This window comes from Mycobacterium sp. TKK-01-0059 (assembly GCF_000709305.1).
GTDB lineage: Bacteria > Actinomycetota > Actinomycetes > Mycobacteriales > Mycobacteriaceae > Mycobacterium > Mycobacterium intracellulare.
Genome location: NZ_KL446993.1, coordinates 2,385,199 through 2,401,864 on the forward strand (window position 1 = coordinate 2,385,199; position 16,666 = coordinate 2,401,864).

A 16,666-nucleotide genomic window follows, 5' to 3' on the forward strand; every position below is an offset into this window, starting at 1 on the left:
GGCGCCGCTCCTTCTCATCGCTACGCTCTGCATCGTCGCGGCGCGAGTCATGGGCGCCGCTCCTTCTCATCGCTAGGCTCTGCATCGTCGCGGCGCGAGTCACAGCGCCTCCAGCACTCGCCGCCGATGTTCTTCCGGTGTGCCCCAGGCGGATCGCAGCGCCTGCACCCGCAGCAGCAACAGCGACAGGTCGTGTTCCTGGGTGAACCCGATCGCGCCGTGGGTCTGCAGCGCCGACCGCGCGGCCAGCAGGCCCGCGTCGGAGGCCGCCGCCTTGGCCGCGCTCACGTCGCGGGGGTCCAGCGTCAGCGCCGCGCCGTGCACCAGCGGCCGGGCCAGTTCGATGGCGATGTGCACGTCGGCGAGCTGGTGCTTGATCGCCTGATACGAGCCGATCACCCGGCCGAACTGGGTGCGTTGCTTGGCGTAGTCGACGGCGGCGTCGCGCAGCGCCTCGGCGGCGCCGACCAGTTGCGCGGCGGTACCCAGCGCGGCGAACTCGTAGGCGCGCTTGACGTCTGCTTCCCAAGCGGCGCCGGTCGGGGTCACGTCATACAGGTGGCGGCTGGGGTCGACGGACTCGTGCTCTTCCCCCGCGGTGGCTTCGGTGACCCCCTCGTCACCGGCCAGCAGCACCAGGTTCGCCACGTCGGCGTCGACGGCCCGCAGCACCCGCGGCGGCAGTGCGACCGTGGCGATCAGCTCGCCGGCCGCGAGCCCGGCGCACCGCTCGGCGTGATCGTCGGAGTCCAGCAATACCGGTGCCACGGCGATGGATTCGACCACCGGGCCCGGCACGCACCAGCGCCCGAGGCGTTCGAGGGCGACGACCAGGTCGATCGGGTCCGCCCCGATGCCGTCGAATTTCTCCGGCACGGCCAGGGCGGTGACACCCAGGTTGGCCAGCTGTTCCCACACCTTGCGGCCCGGCGCGGTGTCGCCCGCCGCCCACGCCCGCACGGCGCTGGGCAGGTCCGCCGAGCCGAGCGCGGCGTCGATGCTGGCCGCGAAGTCACGCTGCTGTTCGTCTAGCGCAAATCTCACTTCTTGCCCCCGGACTTCTCGCGCGGCAGGCCCAGCAACCGCTCGGAGATGATGTTGCGCTGAATTTCGTTGGTGCCGGCATAGATCGGGCCGCCCAGCGCGAACAGCAGACCTTCGGTCCACGGGCCGGCGAGTTCCCCGTCCGCGGCCAGGATGTCGAGCGCGGTCTGGTGCAGTTCGACGTCGAGGTCGGACCAGAACACCTTGGTCACCGACGATTCGGCGCCCAGCTCACCACCGAGGGCCAGCCTGGTCACCGTGCCGAAAGTCTGCAGCCGGTAGGCCTGCGCCTTGATCCAGCCGTCGGCGACCCGGTCGGCGAACGCGGCCGGTGCGCCGGCCTCCTTCCAAAGCTGCACCAACCGTTCCGCCGTCGCCAGGAAGCGGGCCGGGCTGCGCAGCGACATGCCGCGTTCGTTGCTCGACGTGCTCATCGCCGCCCGCCAGCCCTCGTGCGGGGTGCCGATCACGTCCTCGTCGGGGACGAAGACGTCGTCGAGGAAGATCTCACCGAATCCGGTGTCGCCGCCCAGTTGGACGATCGGCCGCACCGTCACGCCCTTGGCCTTCAGGTCGAACATGAAGTAGGTCAGCCCGTTGTGGCGCTCGGCGCCGGGGTCGGAGCGGAACAGCCCGAATCCCCGCTCGGCGAACGGCGCACGTGAGCTCCAGATCTTCTGCCCGTTGAGCAGCCAGCCGCCGTCGGTCGCCGTCGCCGTGGAGCGCAGCGACGCCAGGTCGCTGCCCGACTCGGGTTCGGACCACGCCTGCGCCCAGATCTCCTCGCCGCTGGCCATTTTGGGCAGGATCCGGTCGCGCTGCTCCTCGGTGCCGTGCGCGAACAGCGTAGGGGCCAGCATCGAGGTGCCGTTGGCGCTGGCCCGGCCGGGCGCCCCGGCACGGAAGTACTCCTCTTCGAACACCACCCAGTGCAGCAGCGGCGCGTCGCGGCCGCCGTAGCGCTTCGGCCAGGTGATCACCGAAAGCCCGGCATCGAACAGCACCCGGTCCCAATGCCGGTGCTGCTCAAAGCCTTCGGCGTTGTCGTATGACTTCGTCGGGATCGACTCGGCATTGGCCGACAAGAATTCCCGGACCTCGGCCTGGAAAGCCAAGGTGTCGTCGTCTAGATCCAGATCCATCAGTCCAGCTCTCGCAGTTGTGGTTTGAGCACCTTGCCGCCGGCGTTGCGCGGCAGCGCGTCGACGAACCGCACCGATCTCGGTGTCTTGAAGTTCGCCAAATGCTCACGGGTGTATGCGATCACAGATTGTTCGTCGAGTTGTGCCCCCGGGCGGGTGACCAGAAACGCCCGGCCGACTTCGCCGAGTCGCTCGTCGGGGACCCCGATCACCGCGGCGTCGGCCACACCGTCGAGCCGGGCCAGCACCTGCTCGATCTCGGCGGGGTACACGTTGAATCCCCCACAGATGTACATGTCCTTGAGCCGGTCGGTGATGCGCAGGTTGCCGGCCGCGTCCAGCACACCGATGTCGCCGGTGTGCAGCCAACCGTCGGCGTCGATGGCGGCGGCGGTGGCCGCCGGGTCGTCGAGGTAGCCCAGCATCACATTGGGCCCACGCAGCAACACCTCGCCCGATTCGCCGGATTCCCCGGCGTCGATGCGCAATTCGAAGTCGGCGAACGGGCGCCCGCAGGTGGTGGCGACGGTGACCGCGTCGTCGTCGGCGCGGCACATGGTTCCCATGCCGTTGGCCTCGGTGAGGCCGTAAGCCGTCAGCACGATGTCGATGTCGAGTTCGGACTGCATGCGCTCGACCAACACGACCGGCACGGTGGCCGCCCCCGTCACCGCGAAGCGCAGCGAGCTCAGGTCGTAATCGCCACGAGCCGGATGATCGAGCAGGGTCTGGTAAATCGTTGGCGGACCGGGCAATACGGTGATGCGGTGTTGCTCGATCGCCTTCAGCGCGCGCAGCGGGTCGAAGGTGAGGTGGGGGATCAGCGTCGCGCCGGTCTGCAGGCACGCCAGGATGCCGGCCTTGTAGCCGAAGTTGTGAAAGAACGGGTTGATGCACAGGTAGCGGTCGTCGGCGGTGATCTTGCCGTTGGCCGCCCACGACGCCGAGGCCGACAGCGACTGCCGGTGCGCGCACAGCACGCCCTTGCTGCGGCCGGTGGTGCCCGACGTGAACAGGATGTCACTGACGTCGTCGGGCGTGACCGCCGCGGCCCGGGCGGCCACCGCGTCGAGATCGGTGCCGCCGGCGATGAATTCGTCCCAGGTGCCAGCCCCCGTTTCCCGGGCATCGATCGGTATCCGCACGATGTGCCGCAGCGCGGGCAGCGCCGCCCGATCCAGGTCGGCGACGCGGTCGTTGCCCAGGAACTCGCCCATGCCGAACAGCACCGGCGCCTCGACGCGGGCCAGGATGTCACCGGCCTCCGCGGCGGTGTAGCGGGTGTTCAGCGGGACCATCGCGGCGCCGGCGTGGTGGATCGCCAGGCAGGCCACCACCCAATGCCAGGTGTTGGGGGACCAGATCGCCACCCGGTCGCCGGGCTGCACGCCCAGCGCGATCAGCGCCGCCGCCGCCCGGTGCACCTCGTCGCGCAACGCCGCGGCGGTGAACGACCGGTCCTCGGTGACCAACGCGTCGTGATCGGGGAATTGGCGCGCGAAACGATCCAGCGCCGCGGGCACGGTGCGGGGATCGGTGGTCATCGGCGCTTCTCCTACGGCGGCCTAACAAAGCAAGTGCTTGGTAGGTTAGCCTACAAGGCATGCAGGACGTCGAGGAGTTCCGGGCCGAGGTCCGCTCTTGGCTCGCCGACAATCTGGTCGGTGAATTCGCAGCTCTCAAGGGTCTCGGGGGCCCCGGCCGCGAGCACGAGGCCTTCGAGGAACGCCGGGCCTGGAACCAGCATCTCGCCAAGGCCGGACTGACCTGCCTGGGCTGGCCGGTCGAACACGGCGGCCGCGGCCTGTCCACCGCGCACCGGGTGGCGTTCTACGAGGAGTACGCCCGCGCCGACGCCCCGGACAAGGTCAACCACTTCGGCGAGGAGCTGCTGGGGCCGACGCTGATCGCGTTCGGGACACCCGAGCAGCAGCAGCGTTTCCTGCCCAAGATCCTCGATGTCACCGAGCTGTGGTGCCAGGGCTATTCGGAGCCCGGCGCCGGCAGCGACCTGGCCAACGTGGCGACCACCGCCGAACTCGACGGCGACCACTGGGTGATCAACGGCCAGAAGGTCTGGACGTCGCTGGCGCACTGGGCGCAGTGGTGCTTCGTGGTCGCGCGCACCGAGAAGGGCTCCAAGCGGCACGCGGGGTTGTCGTATCTGCTGGCGCCGCTGGACCAGCCGGGCGTGGAAGTGCGGCCGATCATCCAGCTGACCGGCGACTCGGAATTCAACGAGGTGTTCTTCGACGACGCCCGCACCGAGGCCAACCTGGTGGTCGGCGAGCCCGGTGACGGCTGGCGGGTCGCAATGGGCACGCTGACGTTCGAGCGCGGCGTCTCGACGCTCGGGCAACAAATCCGTTACGCCCGTGAGCTTTCCAACCTCGCCGAGCTCGCCCAGCGGACCGGCGCGGCCGACGACCCGTTCATCCGCGAGCGGCTGACCCGGGCGTGGACGGGCCTGCGGGCCATGCGTTCGTACGCGCTGGCCACCATGGACGTCGAGCAGCCGGGCCAGGACAACGTGTCGAAGCTGTTGTGGGCCAACTGGCATCGCGATCTGGGCGAGCTGGCGATGGACGTCGTCGGCAAGCCGGGCCTGACCCTGGCCGACGGCGAGTTCGACGAGTGGCAGCGGCTGTTCCTGTTCAGCCGCGCCGACACCATCTACGGCGGGTCCAACGAGATCCAGCGCAACATCATCGCCGAGCGGGTGCTCGGCCTACCCCGAGAGGTTAAGGGATGAGTCTGTCCGAAGCTCCCAAAGAGATTGCCGGACATGGACTTCTGCAGGGCAAGGTGGTGGTCGTGACGGCCGCCGCCGGCACCGGGATCGGCGCGGCGACCGCGCGGCGGGCGTTGGCCGAGGGTGCCGACGTGGTGATCTCCGACCACCACGAACGGCGCCTGGGGGAGACGGCCGAGCAGCTCGCCGCGCTGGGGCAGGGCCGCGTCGAGCACGTGGTCTGCGACGTGACCTCGACCGCTCAAGTCGACGCCCTCATCGCGTCGACCACCGCCCGGATGGGCCGGATCGACGTGCTGGTCAACAACGCCGGTCTCGGCGGACAGACGCCGGTCGTCGACATGACCGACGAGGAATGGGACCGCGTCCTCAACGTGACGCTGACGTCGGTGCTGCGTGCCACGCGAGCGGCGCTGCGCTACTTCCGCGAGGCACCACACGGCGGCGTCATCGTCAACAACGCCAGCGTCCTGGGCTGGCGGGCACAGCACTCGCAGTCGCACTACGCGGCCGCCAAGGCCGGCGTGATGGCCCTGACCCGCTGCAGCGCAATCGAAGCCGCCGAGTATGGGGTACGGATCAACGCGGTGTCGCCGAGCATCGCGCGGCACAAGTTTCTGGAGAAGACGTCGTCGGCCGATCTGCTCGATCGGCTCTCGGCCGGCGAGGCCTTCGGCCGCGCCGCCGAGCCGTGGGAGGTCGCGGCCACTATCGCCTTCCTCGCCAGCGACTACTCCAGCTACCTGACCGGCGAGGTCATCTCGGTATCCAGTCAGCACCCGTGAGAGCCGGCCCGCTGGCCAAGCAAGCGCTTGGTTGATACTCTGGTCGGGTGGACCGAGTGACCGGTCAGGCCAACAGCCGGCGAGACGAGTTGCTGGAGCTTGCCGCGACTATGTTCGCCGAGCGCGGGCTGCGCGCCACCACGGTGCGCGACATCGCCGACAGCGCCGGCATCCTGTCCGGCAGCCTGTACCACCACTTCTCGTCCAAAGAGGAGATGGTCGACGAGCTCTTGCGCAGCTTCCTGGACTGGTTGTTCGCCCGGTACCGCGAGATCGTGGACGGCGAGGCCAACCCGCTGGAGCGGCTCAAGGGGCTGTTCATGGCGTCGTTCGAGGCGATCGAGCACCGGCACGCGCAGGTCGTCATCTACCAGGACGAAGCCCAGCGGCTGTTGTCACAGCCCCGGTTCTCCTACATCGAGGACATGAACCGGCAACAGCGCAAGATGTGGCTCGAGCTGCTCCATCAGGGCGTCGACGAGGGCTACTTCCGTCCCGATCTCGACGTCGACCTTGTCTACCGCTTCATCCGTGACACCACGTGGGTGTCGGTGCGCTGGTATCAGCCCGGCGGTCCGCTCACCGCGCAGCAGGTGGGTCAGCAATACCTCGCCATCGTTCTTGGCGGGATCACCAAAGAAGGAGTCTGAAATGCCAGAGGCCTACGTCATCGACGCCGTGCGTACCGCGGTCGGCAAGCGCGGCGGATCGCTGGCCGGAGTGCATCCGGTCGACCTGGGTGCGCTGGGATGGCGCGGACTGCTCGACCGGGTCGACGTCGACCCCGCCGCCGTCGACGACGTGATCGCCGGCTGCGTCGATGCCATCGGCGCGCAGGCCGGCAACATCGCGCGCCTCTCCTGGCTGGCCGCGGGCTACCCCGAAGAGGTGCCCGGCGTCACCGTCGACCGCCAGTGCGGCTCCAGTCAGCAGGCCATTTCCTTTGGCGCACAGGCGATTCTGTCCGGCACCGCCGACCTCATCGTCGCCGGGGGGGTGCAGAACATGAGCCAGATCCCGATCTCGTCGGCCATGACCGTCGGCGAGCAGTTCGGCTTCACCTCCCCGACCAACGAGTCCAAGCAATGGCTGCATCGCTACGGCGACCAGGAGATCTCGCAGTTTCGCGGCTCGGAGCTGATCGCCGAGAAGTGGAACCTGTCGCGCGAAGAGATGGAGCGATACGCGCTGACCAGTCACGAGCGCGCGTTCGCGGCGATCCGGGGCGGCCACTTCGACAACGAAATCATCACCGTGGAAACCGAATCCGGGCCGTTCCGGGTCGACGAAGGCCCGCGCGAATCGTCGCTGGAGAAGATGGCCGGCCTCAAGCCTCTGGTCGAGGGCGGCCGGCTGACGGCGGCCATGGCCAGCCAGATCTCCGACGGGGCCAGCGCGGTGCTGCTGGCGTCCGAGCGGGCCGTCAAGGAGCACAACCTGACACCGCGGGCCCGCATCCACCACATCAGCGCACGCGCGGCCGACCCGGTCTTCATGCTGACCGGGCCGATTCCGGCGACGCGCTACGCGCTGGACAAGACGGGGCTGTCGATCGACGACATCGACACCGTCGAGATCAACGAGGCGTTCGCCCCGGTGGTCTTGGCCTGGCTCAAGGAAGTCAAGGCGGACCCGGAGAAGGTCAACCCCAACGGCGGGGCGATCGCGCTCGGACACCCGCTGGGCGCCACCGGCGCCAAGCTGTTCACCACCATGCTCAACGAACTCGAGCGCACCGGCGGCCGCTACGGCCTGCAGACGATGTGCGAGGGCGGGGGCACCGCCAACGTCACCATCATCGAGCGGCTCTGACCTTCTTCCTCTGCCCGCCGAGTGTGAATCCTGCGACGCCACAACGGCGTGTCGCGTCGTAGGATTCACATTCGCGGAGTTGTCGGTGCGGGTTGGCACCATCGGCGGCATGACGGAGCTCTTCCTGGGCAGTGAGGCCCTGGCGGCAAAGGTGTTGCCGGAACGGGCGATGCGCTCCCTCTACGAGCCCGTCCACCCGGGTGTCTACCGCCCCGCCGGCATCGCGCTGACGGCGCGCGAACGCGCGCAGGCGGCATGGCTTTGGTCACGACGCAAGGGCGTCATCGCGGGGAACTCGGCGGCCGCGCTGCTCGGGGCGAAGTGGGTAAGCCCGACGCTCGATGCCGAGTTGATACACGGCAACCGGCACCCACCCGCCGGCATCGTCGTGCACAGCGAGACACTGCTGCCCGGCGAGGTCGTCGAAGTCGACGGCATGCCGGTGACCAGTGTGGCGCGTACGGCTTTCGATGTGGGCCAGTGGGCGTCGTCGCGGCTGTTTGCGGTGCAGCGGCTCGACGCGCTGGCCAACGTCACCGGCGTCAAAGTCACGGACATCGAAGCCGTGATGGCCGAGCATCGCGGCACGCGCGGTCTGGTTCGACTCAAAGCCGTGCTGCCCCTCGTGGACAGCGGGGCGGAGTCTCCACAGGAGACCCGCACCCGGCTGGTGCTGATCGACGCGGGTTTGCCTGTGCCACAGACACAGATCCGAGTCTGCGACGACTACGGCGACTTCGGGGCGCGCATCGACATGGGGTATCGCGAGCTGCGGGTCGGCATCGAGTACGACGGACCGCAGCACTGGACGGATGCAGGGCAGCGTGATCGTGACATCGACCGGTACACCGCATTGGCCGACTTGGGCTGGGCGATCATCCGGGTCAGCAGCGATCTCCTGCGTTACCGCCAGGGCACCTTCATTGCTCGTGTCGTCGCGGCCATGCGCGCTGCGGGGTGGCGCCCAGTACCGCCGAGTGTGAAGTTTCCGACGGACCACCGGCGTGTCGCGTCGTGAAATTCACACTCGGCCAAGCTCTTAGCGGGTCGCCAGAACGAGCCCGATGCCGCCCAGGGCGAGCAGCCAACTGGTGAAGCTGCCGACGAGGAAGTACTCGGTCACCTCGTCGATGCCGACGTCGCCGTTACCGCCCTTCTGCGCGTTCAACTCCGGGAAGCGGATGATCCCCTTGGCGGCGACGACGGCGCTCGCCGCGGCGACCTGCCCGCCGACACCGAGGCTCAGGATCAGCAGGCGTTCCATCGGTCCCAGCAGTCTGCCGCCCTTGAGCCGGTCCGACGGCTGCGGCTGACCTTCCGGGCGCATCGCGCCCACCGAGCCAAGCACCAAGCGCACCAACTGATTTGCGGTGGCGAACTGAGCCAGGACGACGCCGACGATCATCAGCAGCCGGGTGGGCGTGACGTGGGTGAGCGGCAGGTGCACCCAGGACGACCATCGAGCGACCGCGCCGTTGGTCGGCGACGACCACCCGGACAGCAGCATCAGTAGTGCGAGCGCGGCGCCGAACACCGCCAGGGCCGCGCCTTGCCGGCTACCGCTGTGTTCGCTTCGCGCGCACAGCCATTCCCAGGCCACTACCGCCGCGGCGGCCAGCACCAGCAAGGGGATGTCGCCGGCATGCCAGAGGGCTCCCGCTGCGGCGCACGCCACCACCACGACCGGCCCGATCACGAGCGACGGCCATACCGTGCGGAGCGCTCGCCGACCGAGATCGGCGAGTGCGAGCGCCGTGAGGAATACCGCGACGGCGCTCACGGCAGACTCCGAAGATAGTGGCTGGCAAGGACAATCAGATCCAAACCATCGCGGCTCGCGCGCTGAGACACCGCGGATGGACTGATGCCCTCGTCCGCGGCGAGCTCCTTTTTGGTTCGGCCCGTCATCAAGCCCCTCACGATCCGCAACGATCTTTCATCGAGCGATCCAAGCAGATGGTCCCGACAAATCAGCGCCGCGTTGACCGCCGCGGCGTCGGTGCGTGTGTCACCGTCCGCCCGGAACGTCGTGCGTACCAACGCGAAGCCGGGTTGCCGCTGGGCCTCTGCGGTCTGCTGGATGGCCGCCCGTGCGCTCCACCAGCCGGGCCCGTCCTGAATTCCCGCGTCGGCATCGAGGATGGTGACCGCGCCCCATCCGATGCCGAAACGGACGTCGGTGTCCGGGCCGAGCAGCAGGCGGACGGTCAATGCCGCGTCGATCGCGGCCCCGACGGTGGGGTAGCTGCCCTGGAACTCGTCGCCGACGGTGAAGGCGGGCGGGTCGATCGCGCCGTCGCCCACTTCCCGCAGAGCCGCGGACAGGGCGCGGTGCAACCCGGAGCGATCGGCGGCACGCCGGGAACCGACGACATCACCGATCAGCGTCGCGCGAGATGAAGGCTGTGGCTTCATCCGATCCATTTGAAGAGTATAGCTTAATTACATCCAAATTCAGCAAATAGCTTCACAAGGGCGCGTGGCTACTCGTGCACCAGGGCGGATGCCGCCCGCAGGTGCTCGATGGCGTCCCGCACGATCGAATCGATCAGCTCGGCGCACGACGGCAGATCCTCGAGGATGCCCGCCACCTGCCCGGAGGCCAGCACCCCGGCCTCCGTATTGCCGTCCACCAGACCGGCTTTCAACAGCATCGGGGTGTTGGCCGCCATGACGACCTGCGACCAGGTCAGCTCCTTGCCGTGCCGCATCGCCAGGCCGTCGCTGATCATCGACCGCCACGTCATCCGTGACATGTGCTTGAACTTGGCGGCGTTGCGCACCGCGGCGGTCAGACCCCGCACCGGCGAACCGTTTTCCAGCTTCTCGACCAGGCCGGTGCGCAGGACCCGGTGCGGCATGCCGTCGACGCGGGTGGTGACGACGGTGCCGTCCAGCGCCGCCTCCAGGTAGCGCCGCTTGACCGCATCGGGCACGGTCGAATCCGAGGTCAGCAGGAAACGCGTGCCCATCGCGACGCCGGCGGCGCCGTAGCTCAGGGCGGCCGCCAACCCGCGCCCGTCGAAGAATCCGCCCGCGGCGATGACGGGAATGCCGGTGCCTCGCACGGCGTCCAGCACCGAGGGCAGCAGCAGCGTGGTGGCGACCGGACCGGTGTGCCCGCCACCCTCGCCGCCCTGCACGATCATCGCGTCCGCACCCCACCCGGCGACCTTGCGGGCGTGCTTGGCCGCACCGATCGACGGAATCACTACCGCGCCGGCCTCTTTGAGCCGGGCGATGAGCTCCTGCTTGGGCGCCAGGGCAAAGGACGCCACCTTGACGCCTTCGCGGATCATCAGATCGACCCGGTCGCCGGCATCGGCCGCGTCGGCGCGGATGTTCACGCCGAACGGCTTGTCCGTGGTGGCCTTGACCTTGGCGATGGCCGTCGCCAATTCGTCCAGCGTCATGGTGGCCGACGCCAAAATGCCCAGCCCGCCCGCGTTCGCGGTGGCCGACACCAGGCGCGCCCCGGCCACCCAGCCCATCCCGGTTTGCACCACCGGGTGCTCGACACCGACCAGCTCGGTCAGCGGCGTGCGCAACCTGGTCATCAGCGTATCTCTCTGTCGCGCAACGACTTCGGATCGATCGTTTCGCGGATGAGGCGCAGTTCGTCCTCGGTGGGCAGCCGGGTCTCCTCGGCGTCCTCGAGCCCATGGATCTCGAAAGAGGTGGCCTCGCGGACCTCGTCCGGCGAGACCCCGGGGTGCAGGCTCAGCGCCCGCATGGTCCGGTCGGGGCCGCCGAAGTCGAAGACGCCGAGGTTCGACACGACCCGGTAGGTGTTGGCGAATCGAAACGCCGGATTGTCGGCATCGACGTTGTCCCAGCCGATCCCGCAGACCACGTCCACCTTCTCGCTGAACACCCGCTTGGAGTGGTTGCCCACCCAATAGCTGGTCGCGTGGTTGATGGCGTTGCCCGGGGCGCCGCGCACGCCGAACATCTGGCGTTTGGGTTGCTGCAACGGGCCGAACGCCGAGATGTTCTGATTGCCGAACCGGTCAACCTGATTGGCGCCCATCACCACGTGGCGACGCCCCCAGGCCAGCGTCTCGAACACCCGGCCGAACGGCATCCAGCCCTCGACGGCACCGGTCGCGCCGAGCGCCGGGGTGTCGGCCAGCAGTTGGGCCTCGCCGTCGGTCAGCAAGATGTCGGGGGAGAAGGTCAAGCGGGCCAGCCGCGCCCCGACGGAGGCCATGTTGGTCATCGGGCTGACCATGATCTCGCCTGCGTCCCTGAACAATTCGGCACACGCGACTGCGCACACTTCGGCGCGGGTGCTGCTCACTTTCAGGCCTCCTCTGCGAATGCGCGAACCGCCGCCTGGTAGTCGTCTTCGGTGCCCGACAGGTAGGTCTGGGTGAACTTCTGCCAGCCCTCGTCGGTCGAGGCCGCCTCGGCGTAGTGCCGCTGGAACTTCTCGTCGCGCCCGTAATCCGGTGCGGCGGTGGTGAAGTGGGCACCGCCCGGCGCCTCCACGACGCTGTCGACCATCATCCGATTGACCAGCAGCGCCTGCGGCGGCACCGCCTTGATCAGTTCGTCGGTGGATACGATGCGCTCGACCGACAGGTGGCGCCTGTCGGCGGCCATCAGGAACAGATCGTCGAAGTAGGGGTCGATCCCGGTGTAGGCGGCGTTGCCCCGGCTGTCGCCGAGGTTGAGGTGGACGAATGCGGCGTCCAGGCGCAGCGCGGGCATGGCGATCAGCGTTTCGTGGCCGCCGTCCGTGGGGTACGGCGAAGTGACGGTCTGCAGTTCACCCTCCCAGAAGTCGGGCACCGAACTGCCCAGCCCGGCCCGGATCGGCAGGAAGGGCAGGCGTTGCGCGGCGGCCTGTAACCCGCAGCGCAGCATGCCCTCGTCCATTTCGCGGGCCTCGATCGCCCCGGCCGCCCGGGCCTTGGCGAACCACGGGTCGTAGAACGGCGGGGAGTCCAGCGAGACGAACCCGTAGTAGACGCGCTTCACCTTGCCGGCCGAGCACAGCAGCCCCAGGTCGGGCCCGCCGTAGGTGACCACGGTCAGGTCGGTGACATCGGTGCGCAGCAGGGCGCGCACGAATGCCATTGGCTTGCGCCGAGATCCCCATCCGCCGATGCCGATGGTCATGCCGCTGCGCACCTGCGCGACGGCCTCGTCGAGGGTGGTTCTCTTGTCGCTCACGCGTCCTTGCCCTTCGTCGTGCCGGCGAACGCGTCGCGGTGCTCGTCGGACACCCCGGCGAGATTGAGCTCGAACGTAAAGCCTTGCTCCATGCGGTAACTCGAGTTGACGCGTTGCACGTCGATGAGGTTCAGCGCCTCCTTGGCCGCCCGGATGACCCGGGTGTCCTTGGCGGCGATGTCGCGCGCGACCCGTAGCGCGGCCTCGTCCAGCTGATCGCGCGGCACCACCTCGTGCACCGAACCGAAGTGGTGCAGGGTGGCGGCGTCGACCGTGGCGGCGGTGAAGAACAGCCGTCGCATCAGGTGCTGTGGCACCAGCCGGGACAGGTGGGTGGCCGCGCCGAGCGCGCCGCGTTCCACCTCGGGCAGCCCGAAGGTGGCGTCCTCGGAGGCGACGATGACGTCGGAGTTGCCGACCAGGCCGATGCCGCCGCCGACGCAGAATCCGTTCACGGCCGCGACGACCGGCACCGCGCATTCGTAGACCGCGCGGAACGCGGCGAAGCAGCCGCGGTTGGCGTCGATCAGCGCGGTGAATCCCTCGGTGCGCTGCATCTCCTTGATGTCGACCCCGGCGTTGAACCCGCGGCCCTCGGCCCGCAGGATCACGACGTGGGTTTGCGGGTCCTGGCCGGCCGCGGTGACGGCGTCGGCCAGTTCGAACCAGCCGCGCGACGGGATGGCGTTGACGGGCGGGTAGTCGACGGTAACTGCGACGATGCCCGGTTCGGTGGTGGTGGATGTGATGGTCAAGGTGCCACTTCCTCGTGGGGTAACTACCTAAGCAAGCACTTGCTTGGTACGCTAGCACAGTGACTCGCGTCGAAGCATGCCCCCCATTTGCAGAAGCCATGAACTTGGGGCTGGCCGGGCGGGTGGTTCTCGTCACCGGCGGCGTTCGCGGGGTGGGCGCGGGCATCAGCGCGGTTTTCGCCGCGCAGGGCGCCACCGTCGTCACCTGCGCGCGACGGCCGGTCGAGGGATCGCCGTATGAGTTCCACTCCTGCGACGTCCGCGATGACGACGCGGTCAGGGAATTGATCGACACCGTCGCGGACCGGCACGGCGGCCTCGATGTCGTCGTCAACAACGCCGGGGGATCGCCCTACGTGCTGACCGCGGAATCCAGCGCCAAGTTCAACCGCAAGATCATCGAGCTCAATCTCATTGGCGCGCTGTCCGTTTCGCAGCACGCGAACGACAAGATGCAAGCCCAGCCGCGCGGCGGGTCGATCATCAACATCTGCAGCCTGTCCGGGCGTCGGCCCTCCCCGGGTACCGGCGCGTACGGGGCGGCCAAGGCGGGGCTGGAGAGCCTCACCCAGACCTTGGCCGTGGAATGGGGGCCCAAGGTCCGAGTCAACGCCTGTGTGGTCGGCATGGTCGAGACCGAACAATCGGAACTGTTCTACGGCGACGCGGACTCGATCGCCGCGATCTCGAAGAATGTGCCGTTGGGCCGGCTGGCCAAACCCGAGGACGTCGGTTGGGCCGCAGCGTTTCTGGCCTCGGACGCGGCCTCCTACATCAGCGGGGCCTCGTTGGAGGTGCACGGCGGCGGCGAGCCGCCGCACTATCTGTCCACCACGACCGCCAGCGCGGTCAAGTAGAGGAGACAAGGACTATGGGAGTGGTTGACGGCCGCGTCGTCATCGTCACCGGGGCGGGCGGCGGCATCGGCCGCGCGCACGCGCTGGCCTTCGCCGCCGAGGGTGCGCGGGTGGTGGTCAACGACATCGGGGTGGGCCTGGACGGGTCACCGGCGGGCGGCGGCAGCGCCGCCCAGGGCGTGGTCGACGAGATCGTCGCCGCCGGGGGCGAAGCCGTCGCCAATGGTTCCAACGTCGCCGACTGGGACCAGGCTGCCGAACTGATTCGGACCGCCGTCGAAACCTTCGGCGGCCTGGACGTTTTGGTGAACAACGCCGGCATCGTGCGCGACAGGATGATGGCCAACACCAGCGAGGAGGAGTTCGACGCCGTCGTCGCCGTGCACCTCAAGGGCCACTTCGCCACGATGCGGCACGCCGCGTCGTATTGGCGTGGGTTGTCCAAAGAGGGCAAAACCGTTGACGCGCGGATCATCAACACGAGCTCGGGCGCCGGCCTGCAGGGCAGCGTCGGGCAGGGCAACTACAGCGCCGCCAAGGCGGGCATCGCGGCGATGACGCTCGTCGGCGCGGCCGAGATGGGCCGCTACGGCGTCACCGTGAACGCCATCGCTCCCTCGGCACGCACCCGCATGACCGAGACCGTCTTCGCCGAGATGATGTCCACCCAGGACCAGGATTTCGACGCGATGGCCCCGGAAAACATTTCCCCCCTGGTGGTTTGGCTGGGTAGCGCCGAATCACGCGACGTGACCGGCAAGGTGTTCGAGGTCGAGGGCGGCAAGATCCGGGTCGCCGAGGGCTGGGCGCACGGGCCGGAGATCGACAAGGGGGCGCGGTGGGATCCCGCGGAGCTGGGACGCGTCGTCGCCGACCTGCTCGCCAAGGCGCGCCCGCCGGTCCCGGTCTACGGCGCCTGACGCGGCGCCCGCGCCGAACGCGCACTCACGGCGATGATTTCGCCGATTCTTCGCCGTCGGTGCACGCTCGCCGAGGGGGTTCGCACACCACGAGCGGGATGACCCGGTCGGCGGCTTCGCGGTACTTGCGGTAGGGCGGGTACATCCGCATCAGCGGCGGCCAATAGCGTTCGCGCTCGGCGTCGGTCGCGTCGCGCGCGATCAATTCCAGGCGCTGGGCCCGGATCTGCACCCGCACCTCGGGATTCTCCCGAAGGTTCAGATACCACACCGGGTCTTCGTCGCGGCCGCCGAACGACGCGGGCAAAATCACCCGTTCACCGTCGCGCAGGTAGAGCGTCGCGGTGGTCCGCGGCCGGTTGGACTTGCGTCCGGTCGTGGTCAGCAGCGCCGCGGGGAATCGCAGCAGTTTCGCGCCGAGCCTGCCGTTGGTTCGGCGGTACACCCAGATGTGGGCGCGCGCGAAGTACTTGAGCAGCAGCGCAATCGGGCGCGAGTTGCGGATCCAGCGACGCTCGGACATCTTGCCAGGATGGTTCCCCATCCGGGCGATTTGAAACTCTAGGGGTCGCAGATGACGACCGGGATCACCCGATCGGTCCAGGACCGGTAATCGTCGAACGAGGGATACATGGCGTCCAACTTCGGCCAGTACTCGGCCCGTTCCGCCTCGGTGGCGTCGCGGGCCTGCAGGTGAAGCACCTCGTCCTTGATCTGCACGGACACTTTGGGATTGGCCTTGAGGTTGAGGTACCACAGCGGGTGCTTGTCGCTGCCGCCCTTCGATGCGACCAGTACCACCCGATCGCCCTCGCGTAGGTAAAGCAGCGGGCTCACCCGCGGTTCGCCGGTCTTGCGTCCCGTCGTGGTGAGCAGCGCGACGGGGGCCTTCTGGAAGGTGCCGCCGAATTTTCCATTGCTGCGTCGGTATATCCATGCGTTGCCCTTGGCCATCCACTTGATGATGAAGGCGACCCAGGGTGAGTTCAGTGCGCGTGGCTTCGGTTTCGGCATGATGTTCCTCGACGTCCCTAACGCTGGATGAAGGGGTGGAAGCGAACCTTGATGTGGTGGATTTCGGCTTTCCCGCTTGCGCTTTCGGCCGGAATGACGAAGGTCTCGGTGACGTGCGCCGCGAGCCGACGCCCGCCCAACGCCGCCTTGGTCAGCACCTGGTACGCGGCGTGCACGTCGTCGCCGTCGATGCGGTACTCCGGCGTCGTCGTGTGCGCCAGCAACCGATACTGCGGCCCGCGATTCAGGCTGCGCCGCAGGTGATTTCCGGAGAACCCGTTCTTGATGCCCTGCTCGATGCGGGTGCAGCCGGCCGCGAACGGGACCGTGTCGCCGTCATGGCTGACCAACGCGTCGATATAGGACTGCGCCGCGGCGATGCGGCTCTCTTCGGAGACGAGCAAGGG

General features: G+C 68.4%; 19 protein-coding genes. 7 read left to right on the forward strand and 12 right to left on the reverse strand.

The window, feature by feature from the left end; all coding sequences use genetic code 11:
* Window positions 1-99 precede the first annotated feature (99 nt).
* Genes K883_RS11540 through fadD3 form a run of 3 tightly spaced genes read right to left on the reverse strand, consistent with a single transcriptional unit; the run spans window position 100 to window position 3,730 of the window.
* Complete coding sequence (locus K883_RS11540; protein WP_036454511.1) at window positions 100-1,044, reverse strand: acyl-CoA dehydrogenase family protein; 945 nt, start codon at window positions 1,042-1,044, stop codon at window positions 100-102.
* Window positions 1,041-2,186, reverse strand: coding sequence for an acyl-CoA dehydrogenase family protein (locus K883_RS11545; protein WP_008263612.1), 1,146 nt, complete (start codon window positions 2,184-2,186; stop codon window positions 1,041-1,043). Before K883_RS11545 ends, K883_RS11540 begins: the two co-directional genes overlap by 4 nt.
* Window positions 2,186-3,730, reverse strand: a complete 1,545-nt coding sequence (gene fadD3, locus K883_RS11550) for a 3-((3aS,4S,7aS)-7a-methyl-1,5-dioxo-octahydro-1H-inden-4-yl)propanoate--CoA ligase FadD3 (RefSeq protein WP_036454513.1) — start codon at window positions 3,728-3,730, stop codon at window positions 2,186-2,188. The genes K883_RS11545 and fadD3 overlap by 1 nt, the downstream gene beginning before the upstream one ends.
* Window positions 3,731-3,789: 59 nt before the next feature.
* On the opposite strand from fadD3, the gene ipdE1 reads away from it, so the two are divergent.
* From ipdE1 to K883_RS11575, 5 genes are all read left to right on the forward strand, one after another.
* Complete coding sequence (ipdE1, locus tag K883_RS11555; RefSeq protein WP_036454515.1) at window positions 3,790-4,938, forward strand: acyl-CoA dehydrogenase IpdE1; 1,149 nt, start codon at window positions 3,790-3,792, stop codon at window positions 4,936-4,938.
* A complete protein-coding gene (ipdF, locus tag K883_RS11560; RefSeq protein WP_009956926.1) occupies window positions 4,935-5,723 on the forward strand; it encodes a (5R,7aS)-5-hydroxy-7a-methyl-1-oxo-2,3,5,6,7,7a-hexahydro-1H-indene-carboxyl-CoA reductase in 789 nt (262 codons plus the stop codon). The genes ipdE1 and ipdF overlap by 4 nt, the downstream gene beginning before the upstream one ends.
* Window positions 5,724-5,770: 47 nt before the next feature.
* Window positions 5,771-6,373, forward strand: coding sequence for a TetR family transcriptional regulator KstR2 (gene kstR2, locus K883_RS11565; protein ID WP_008263620.1), 603 nt, complete (start codon window positions 5,771-5,773; stop codon window positions 6,371-6,373).
* Window position 6,374: 1 nt separating this feature from the next.
* Window positions 6,375-7,535: a steroid 3-ketoacyl-CoA thiolase FadA6 gene (gene fadA6 / locus K883_RS11570; RefSeq protein WP_008263622.1), complete on the forward strand. Its 1,161-nt coding sequence runs from the start codon at window positions 6,375-6,377 to the stop codon at window positions 7,533-7,535.
* Window positions 7,536-7,644: 109 nt separating this feature from the next.
* The gene (locus K883_RS11575) at window positions 7,645-8,553 is read left to right on the forward strand and encodes an endonuclease domain-containing protein (RefSeq protein WP_051701175.1); all 909 of its coding nucleotides are present in this window, start codon (window positions 7,645-7,647) and stop codon (window positions 8,551-8,553) included.
* Between the two features lie 21 nt (window positions 8,554-8,574).
* Here the strand turns inward: K883_RS11575 and K883_RS11580 are convergent, their stop codons facing one another.
* The 6 genes from K883_RS11580 to echA20 are packed head-to-tail and all read right to left on the reverse strand — an operon-like array spanning window position 8,575 to window position 13,468.
* Window positions 8,575-9,315, reverse strand: coding sequence for a hypothetical protein (locus K883_RS11580; protein ID WP_036454520.1), 741 nt, complete (start codon window positions 9,313-9,315; stop codon window positions 8,575-8,577).
* On the reverse strand, window positions 9,312-9,959 hold the full coding sequence (locus K883_RS11585; protein ID WP_081914365.1) for a SatD family protein: 648 nt from the start codon (window positions 9,957-9,959) through the stop codon (window positions 9,312-9,314). Before K883_RS11585 ends, K883_RS11580 begins: the two co-directional genes overlap by 4 nt.
* Window positions 9,960-10,018: 59 nt before the next feature.
* Window positions 10,019-11,092: a (3aS,4S,5R,7aS)-5-hydroxy-7a-methyl-1-oxo-octahydro-1H-indene-4-carboxyl-CoA dehydrogenase gene (ipdC, locus tag K883_RS11590; protein ID WP_020821511.1), complete on the reverse strand. Its 1,074-nt coding sequence runs from the start codon at window positions 11,090-11,092 to the stop codon at window positions 10,019-10,021.
* Window positions 11,092-11,835, reverse strand: a complete 744-nt coding sequence (gene ipdB, locus K883_RS11595; protein ID WP_008263635.1) for a cholesterol ring-cleaving hydrolase subunit IpdB — start codon at window positions 11,833-11,835, stop codon at window positions 11,092-11,094. The genes ipdC and ipdB overlap by 1 nt, the downstream gene beginning before the upstream one ends.
* Window positions 11,836-11,837: 2 nt before the next feature.
* Window positions 11,838-12,713, reverse strand: coding sequence for a cholesterol ring-cleaving hydrolase subunit IpdA (gene ipdA / locus K883_RS11600; RefSeq protein ID WP_020821513.1), 876 nt, complete (start codon window positions 12,711-12,713; stop codon window positions 11,838-11,840).
* Window positions 12,710-13,468 carry a (7aS)-7a-methyl-1,5-dioxo-2,3,5,6,7,7a-hexahydro-1H-indene-carboxyl-CoA hydrolase gene (echA20, locus tag K883_RS11605; RefSeq protein WP_009956919.1) on the reverse strand — a complete coding sequence of 253 codons (759 nt, stop codon included), beginning with the start codon at window positions 13,466-13,468 and terminating at the stop codon, window positions 12,710-12,712. The genes ipdA and echA20 overlap by 4 nt, the downstream gene beginning before the upstream one ends.
* Before the next feature lie 98 nt (window positions 13,469-13,566).
* Here echA20 and K883_RS11610 point away from each other — a divergent pair, with 98 nt between their 5' ends.
* Together K883_RS11610 and K883_RS11615 are read left to right on the forward strand one after the other, a co-directional pair.
* On the forward strand, window positions 13,567-14,325 hold the full coding sequence (locus K883_RS11610; protein WP_008263641.1) for an SDR family oxidoreductase: 759 nt from the start codon (window positions 13,567-13,569) through the stop codon (window positions 14,323-14,325).
* Between the two features lie 14 nt (window positions 14,326-14,339).
* Entirely contained in the window at window positions 14,340-15,245 is a 906-nt protein-coding gene (locus K883_RS11615) for an SDR family oxidoreductase (RefSeq protein WP_036454522.1), read from the forward strand.
* Between the two features lie 25 nt (window positions 15,246-15,270).
* Here K883_RS11615 and K883_RS11620 read toward each other — a convergent pair whose 3' ends face one another.
* Genes K883_RS11620 through K883_RS11630 form a run of 3 tightly spaced genes read right to left on the reverse strand, consistent with a single transcriptional unit; the run spans window position 15,271 to window position 16,663 of the window.
* Window positions 15,271-15,768, reverse strand: a complete 498-nt coding sequence (locus K883_RS11620) for a nitroreductase family deazaflavin-dependent oxidoreductase (protein WP_036455428.1) — start codon at window positions 15,766-15,768, stop codon at window positions 15,271-15,273.
* Between the two features lie 38 nt (window positions 15,769-15,806).
* The gene (locus K883_RS11625; RefSeq protein ID WP_008263646.1) at window positions 15,807-16,259 is read right to left on the reverse strand and encodes a nitroreductase family deazaflavin-dependent oxidoreductase; all 453 of its coding nucleotides are present in this window, start codon (window positions 16,257-16,259) and stop codon (window positions 15,807-15,809) included.
* A 17-nt stretch (window positions 16,260-16,276) separates the two neighbouring features.
* A complete protein-coding gene (locus tag K883_RS11630) occupies window positions 16,277-16,663 on the reverse strand; it encodes a hypothetical protein (protein WP_009956914.1) in 387 nt (128 codons plus the stop codon).
* Window positions 16,664-16,666: the final 3 nt, after the last annotated feature.

What these genes read in the sequence shown, in the direction of transcription:
- K883_RS11610 (WP_008263641.1), top strand. Translation starts at nt 13,567, where the DNA reads ATGAACTTGGGGCTGGCCGGGCGGGTGGTTCTCGTCACCGGCGGCGTT.
- K883_RS11615 (WP_036454522.1), top strand. Translation starts at nt 14,340, where the DNA reads ATGGGAGTGGTTGACGGCCGCGTCGTCATCGTCACCGGGGCGGGCGGC.
- ipdC (WP_020821511.1), bottom strand. Translation starts at nt 11,092, where the DNA reads ATGACCAGGTTGCGCACGCCGCTGACCGAGCTGGTCGGTGTCGAGCAC.
- K883_RS11575 (WP_051701175.1), top strand. Translation starts at nt 7,645, where the DNA reads ATGACGGAGCTCTTCCTGGGCAGTGAGGCCCTGGCGGCAAAGGTGTTG.
- fadA6 (WP_008263622.1), top strand. Translation starts at nt 6,375, where the DNA reads ATGCCAGAGGCCTACGTCATCGACGCCGTGCGTACCGCGGTCGGCAAG.
- K883_RS11620 (WP_036455428.1), bottom strand. Translation starts at nt 15,768, where the DNA reads ATGTCCGAGCGTCGCTGGATCCGCAACTCGCGCCCGATTGCGCTGCTG.
- K883_RS11585 (WP_081914365.1), bottom strand. Translation starts at nt 9,959, where the DNA reads ATGGATCGGATGAAGCCACAGCCTTCATCTCGCGCGACGCTGATCGGT.
- K883_RS11545 (WP_008263612.1), bottom strand. Translation starts at nt 2,186, where the DNA reads ATGGATCTGGATCTAGACGACGACACCTTGGCTTTCCAGGCCGAGGTC.
- ipdF (WP_009956926.1), top strand. Translation starts at nt 4,935, where the DNA reads ATGAGTCTGTCCGAAGCTCCCAAAGAGATTGCCGGACATGGACTTCTG.
- K883_RS11625 (WP_008263646.1), bottom strand. Translation starts at nt 16,259, where the DNA reads ATGCCGAAACCGAAGCCACGCGCACTGAACTCACCCTGGGTCGCCTTC.
- fadD3 (WP_036454513.1), bottom strand. Translation starts at nt 3,730, where the DNA reads ATGACCACCGATCCCCGCACCGTGCCCGCGGCGCTGGATCGTTTCGCG.
- ipdE1 (WP_036454515.1), top strand. Translation starts at nt 3,790, where the DNA reads ATGCAGGACGTCGAGGAGTTCCGGGCCGAGGTCCGCTCTTGGCTCGCC.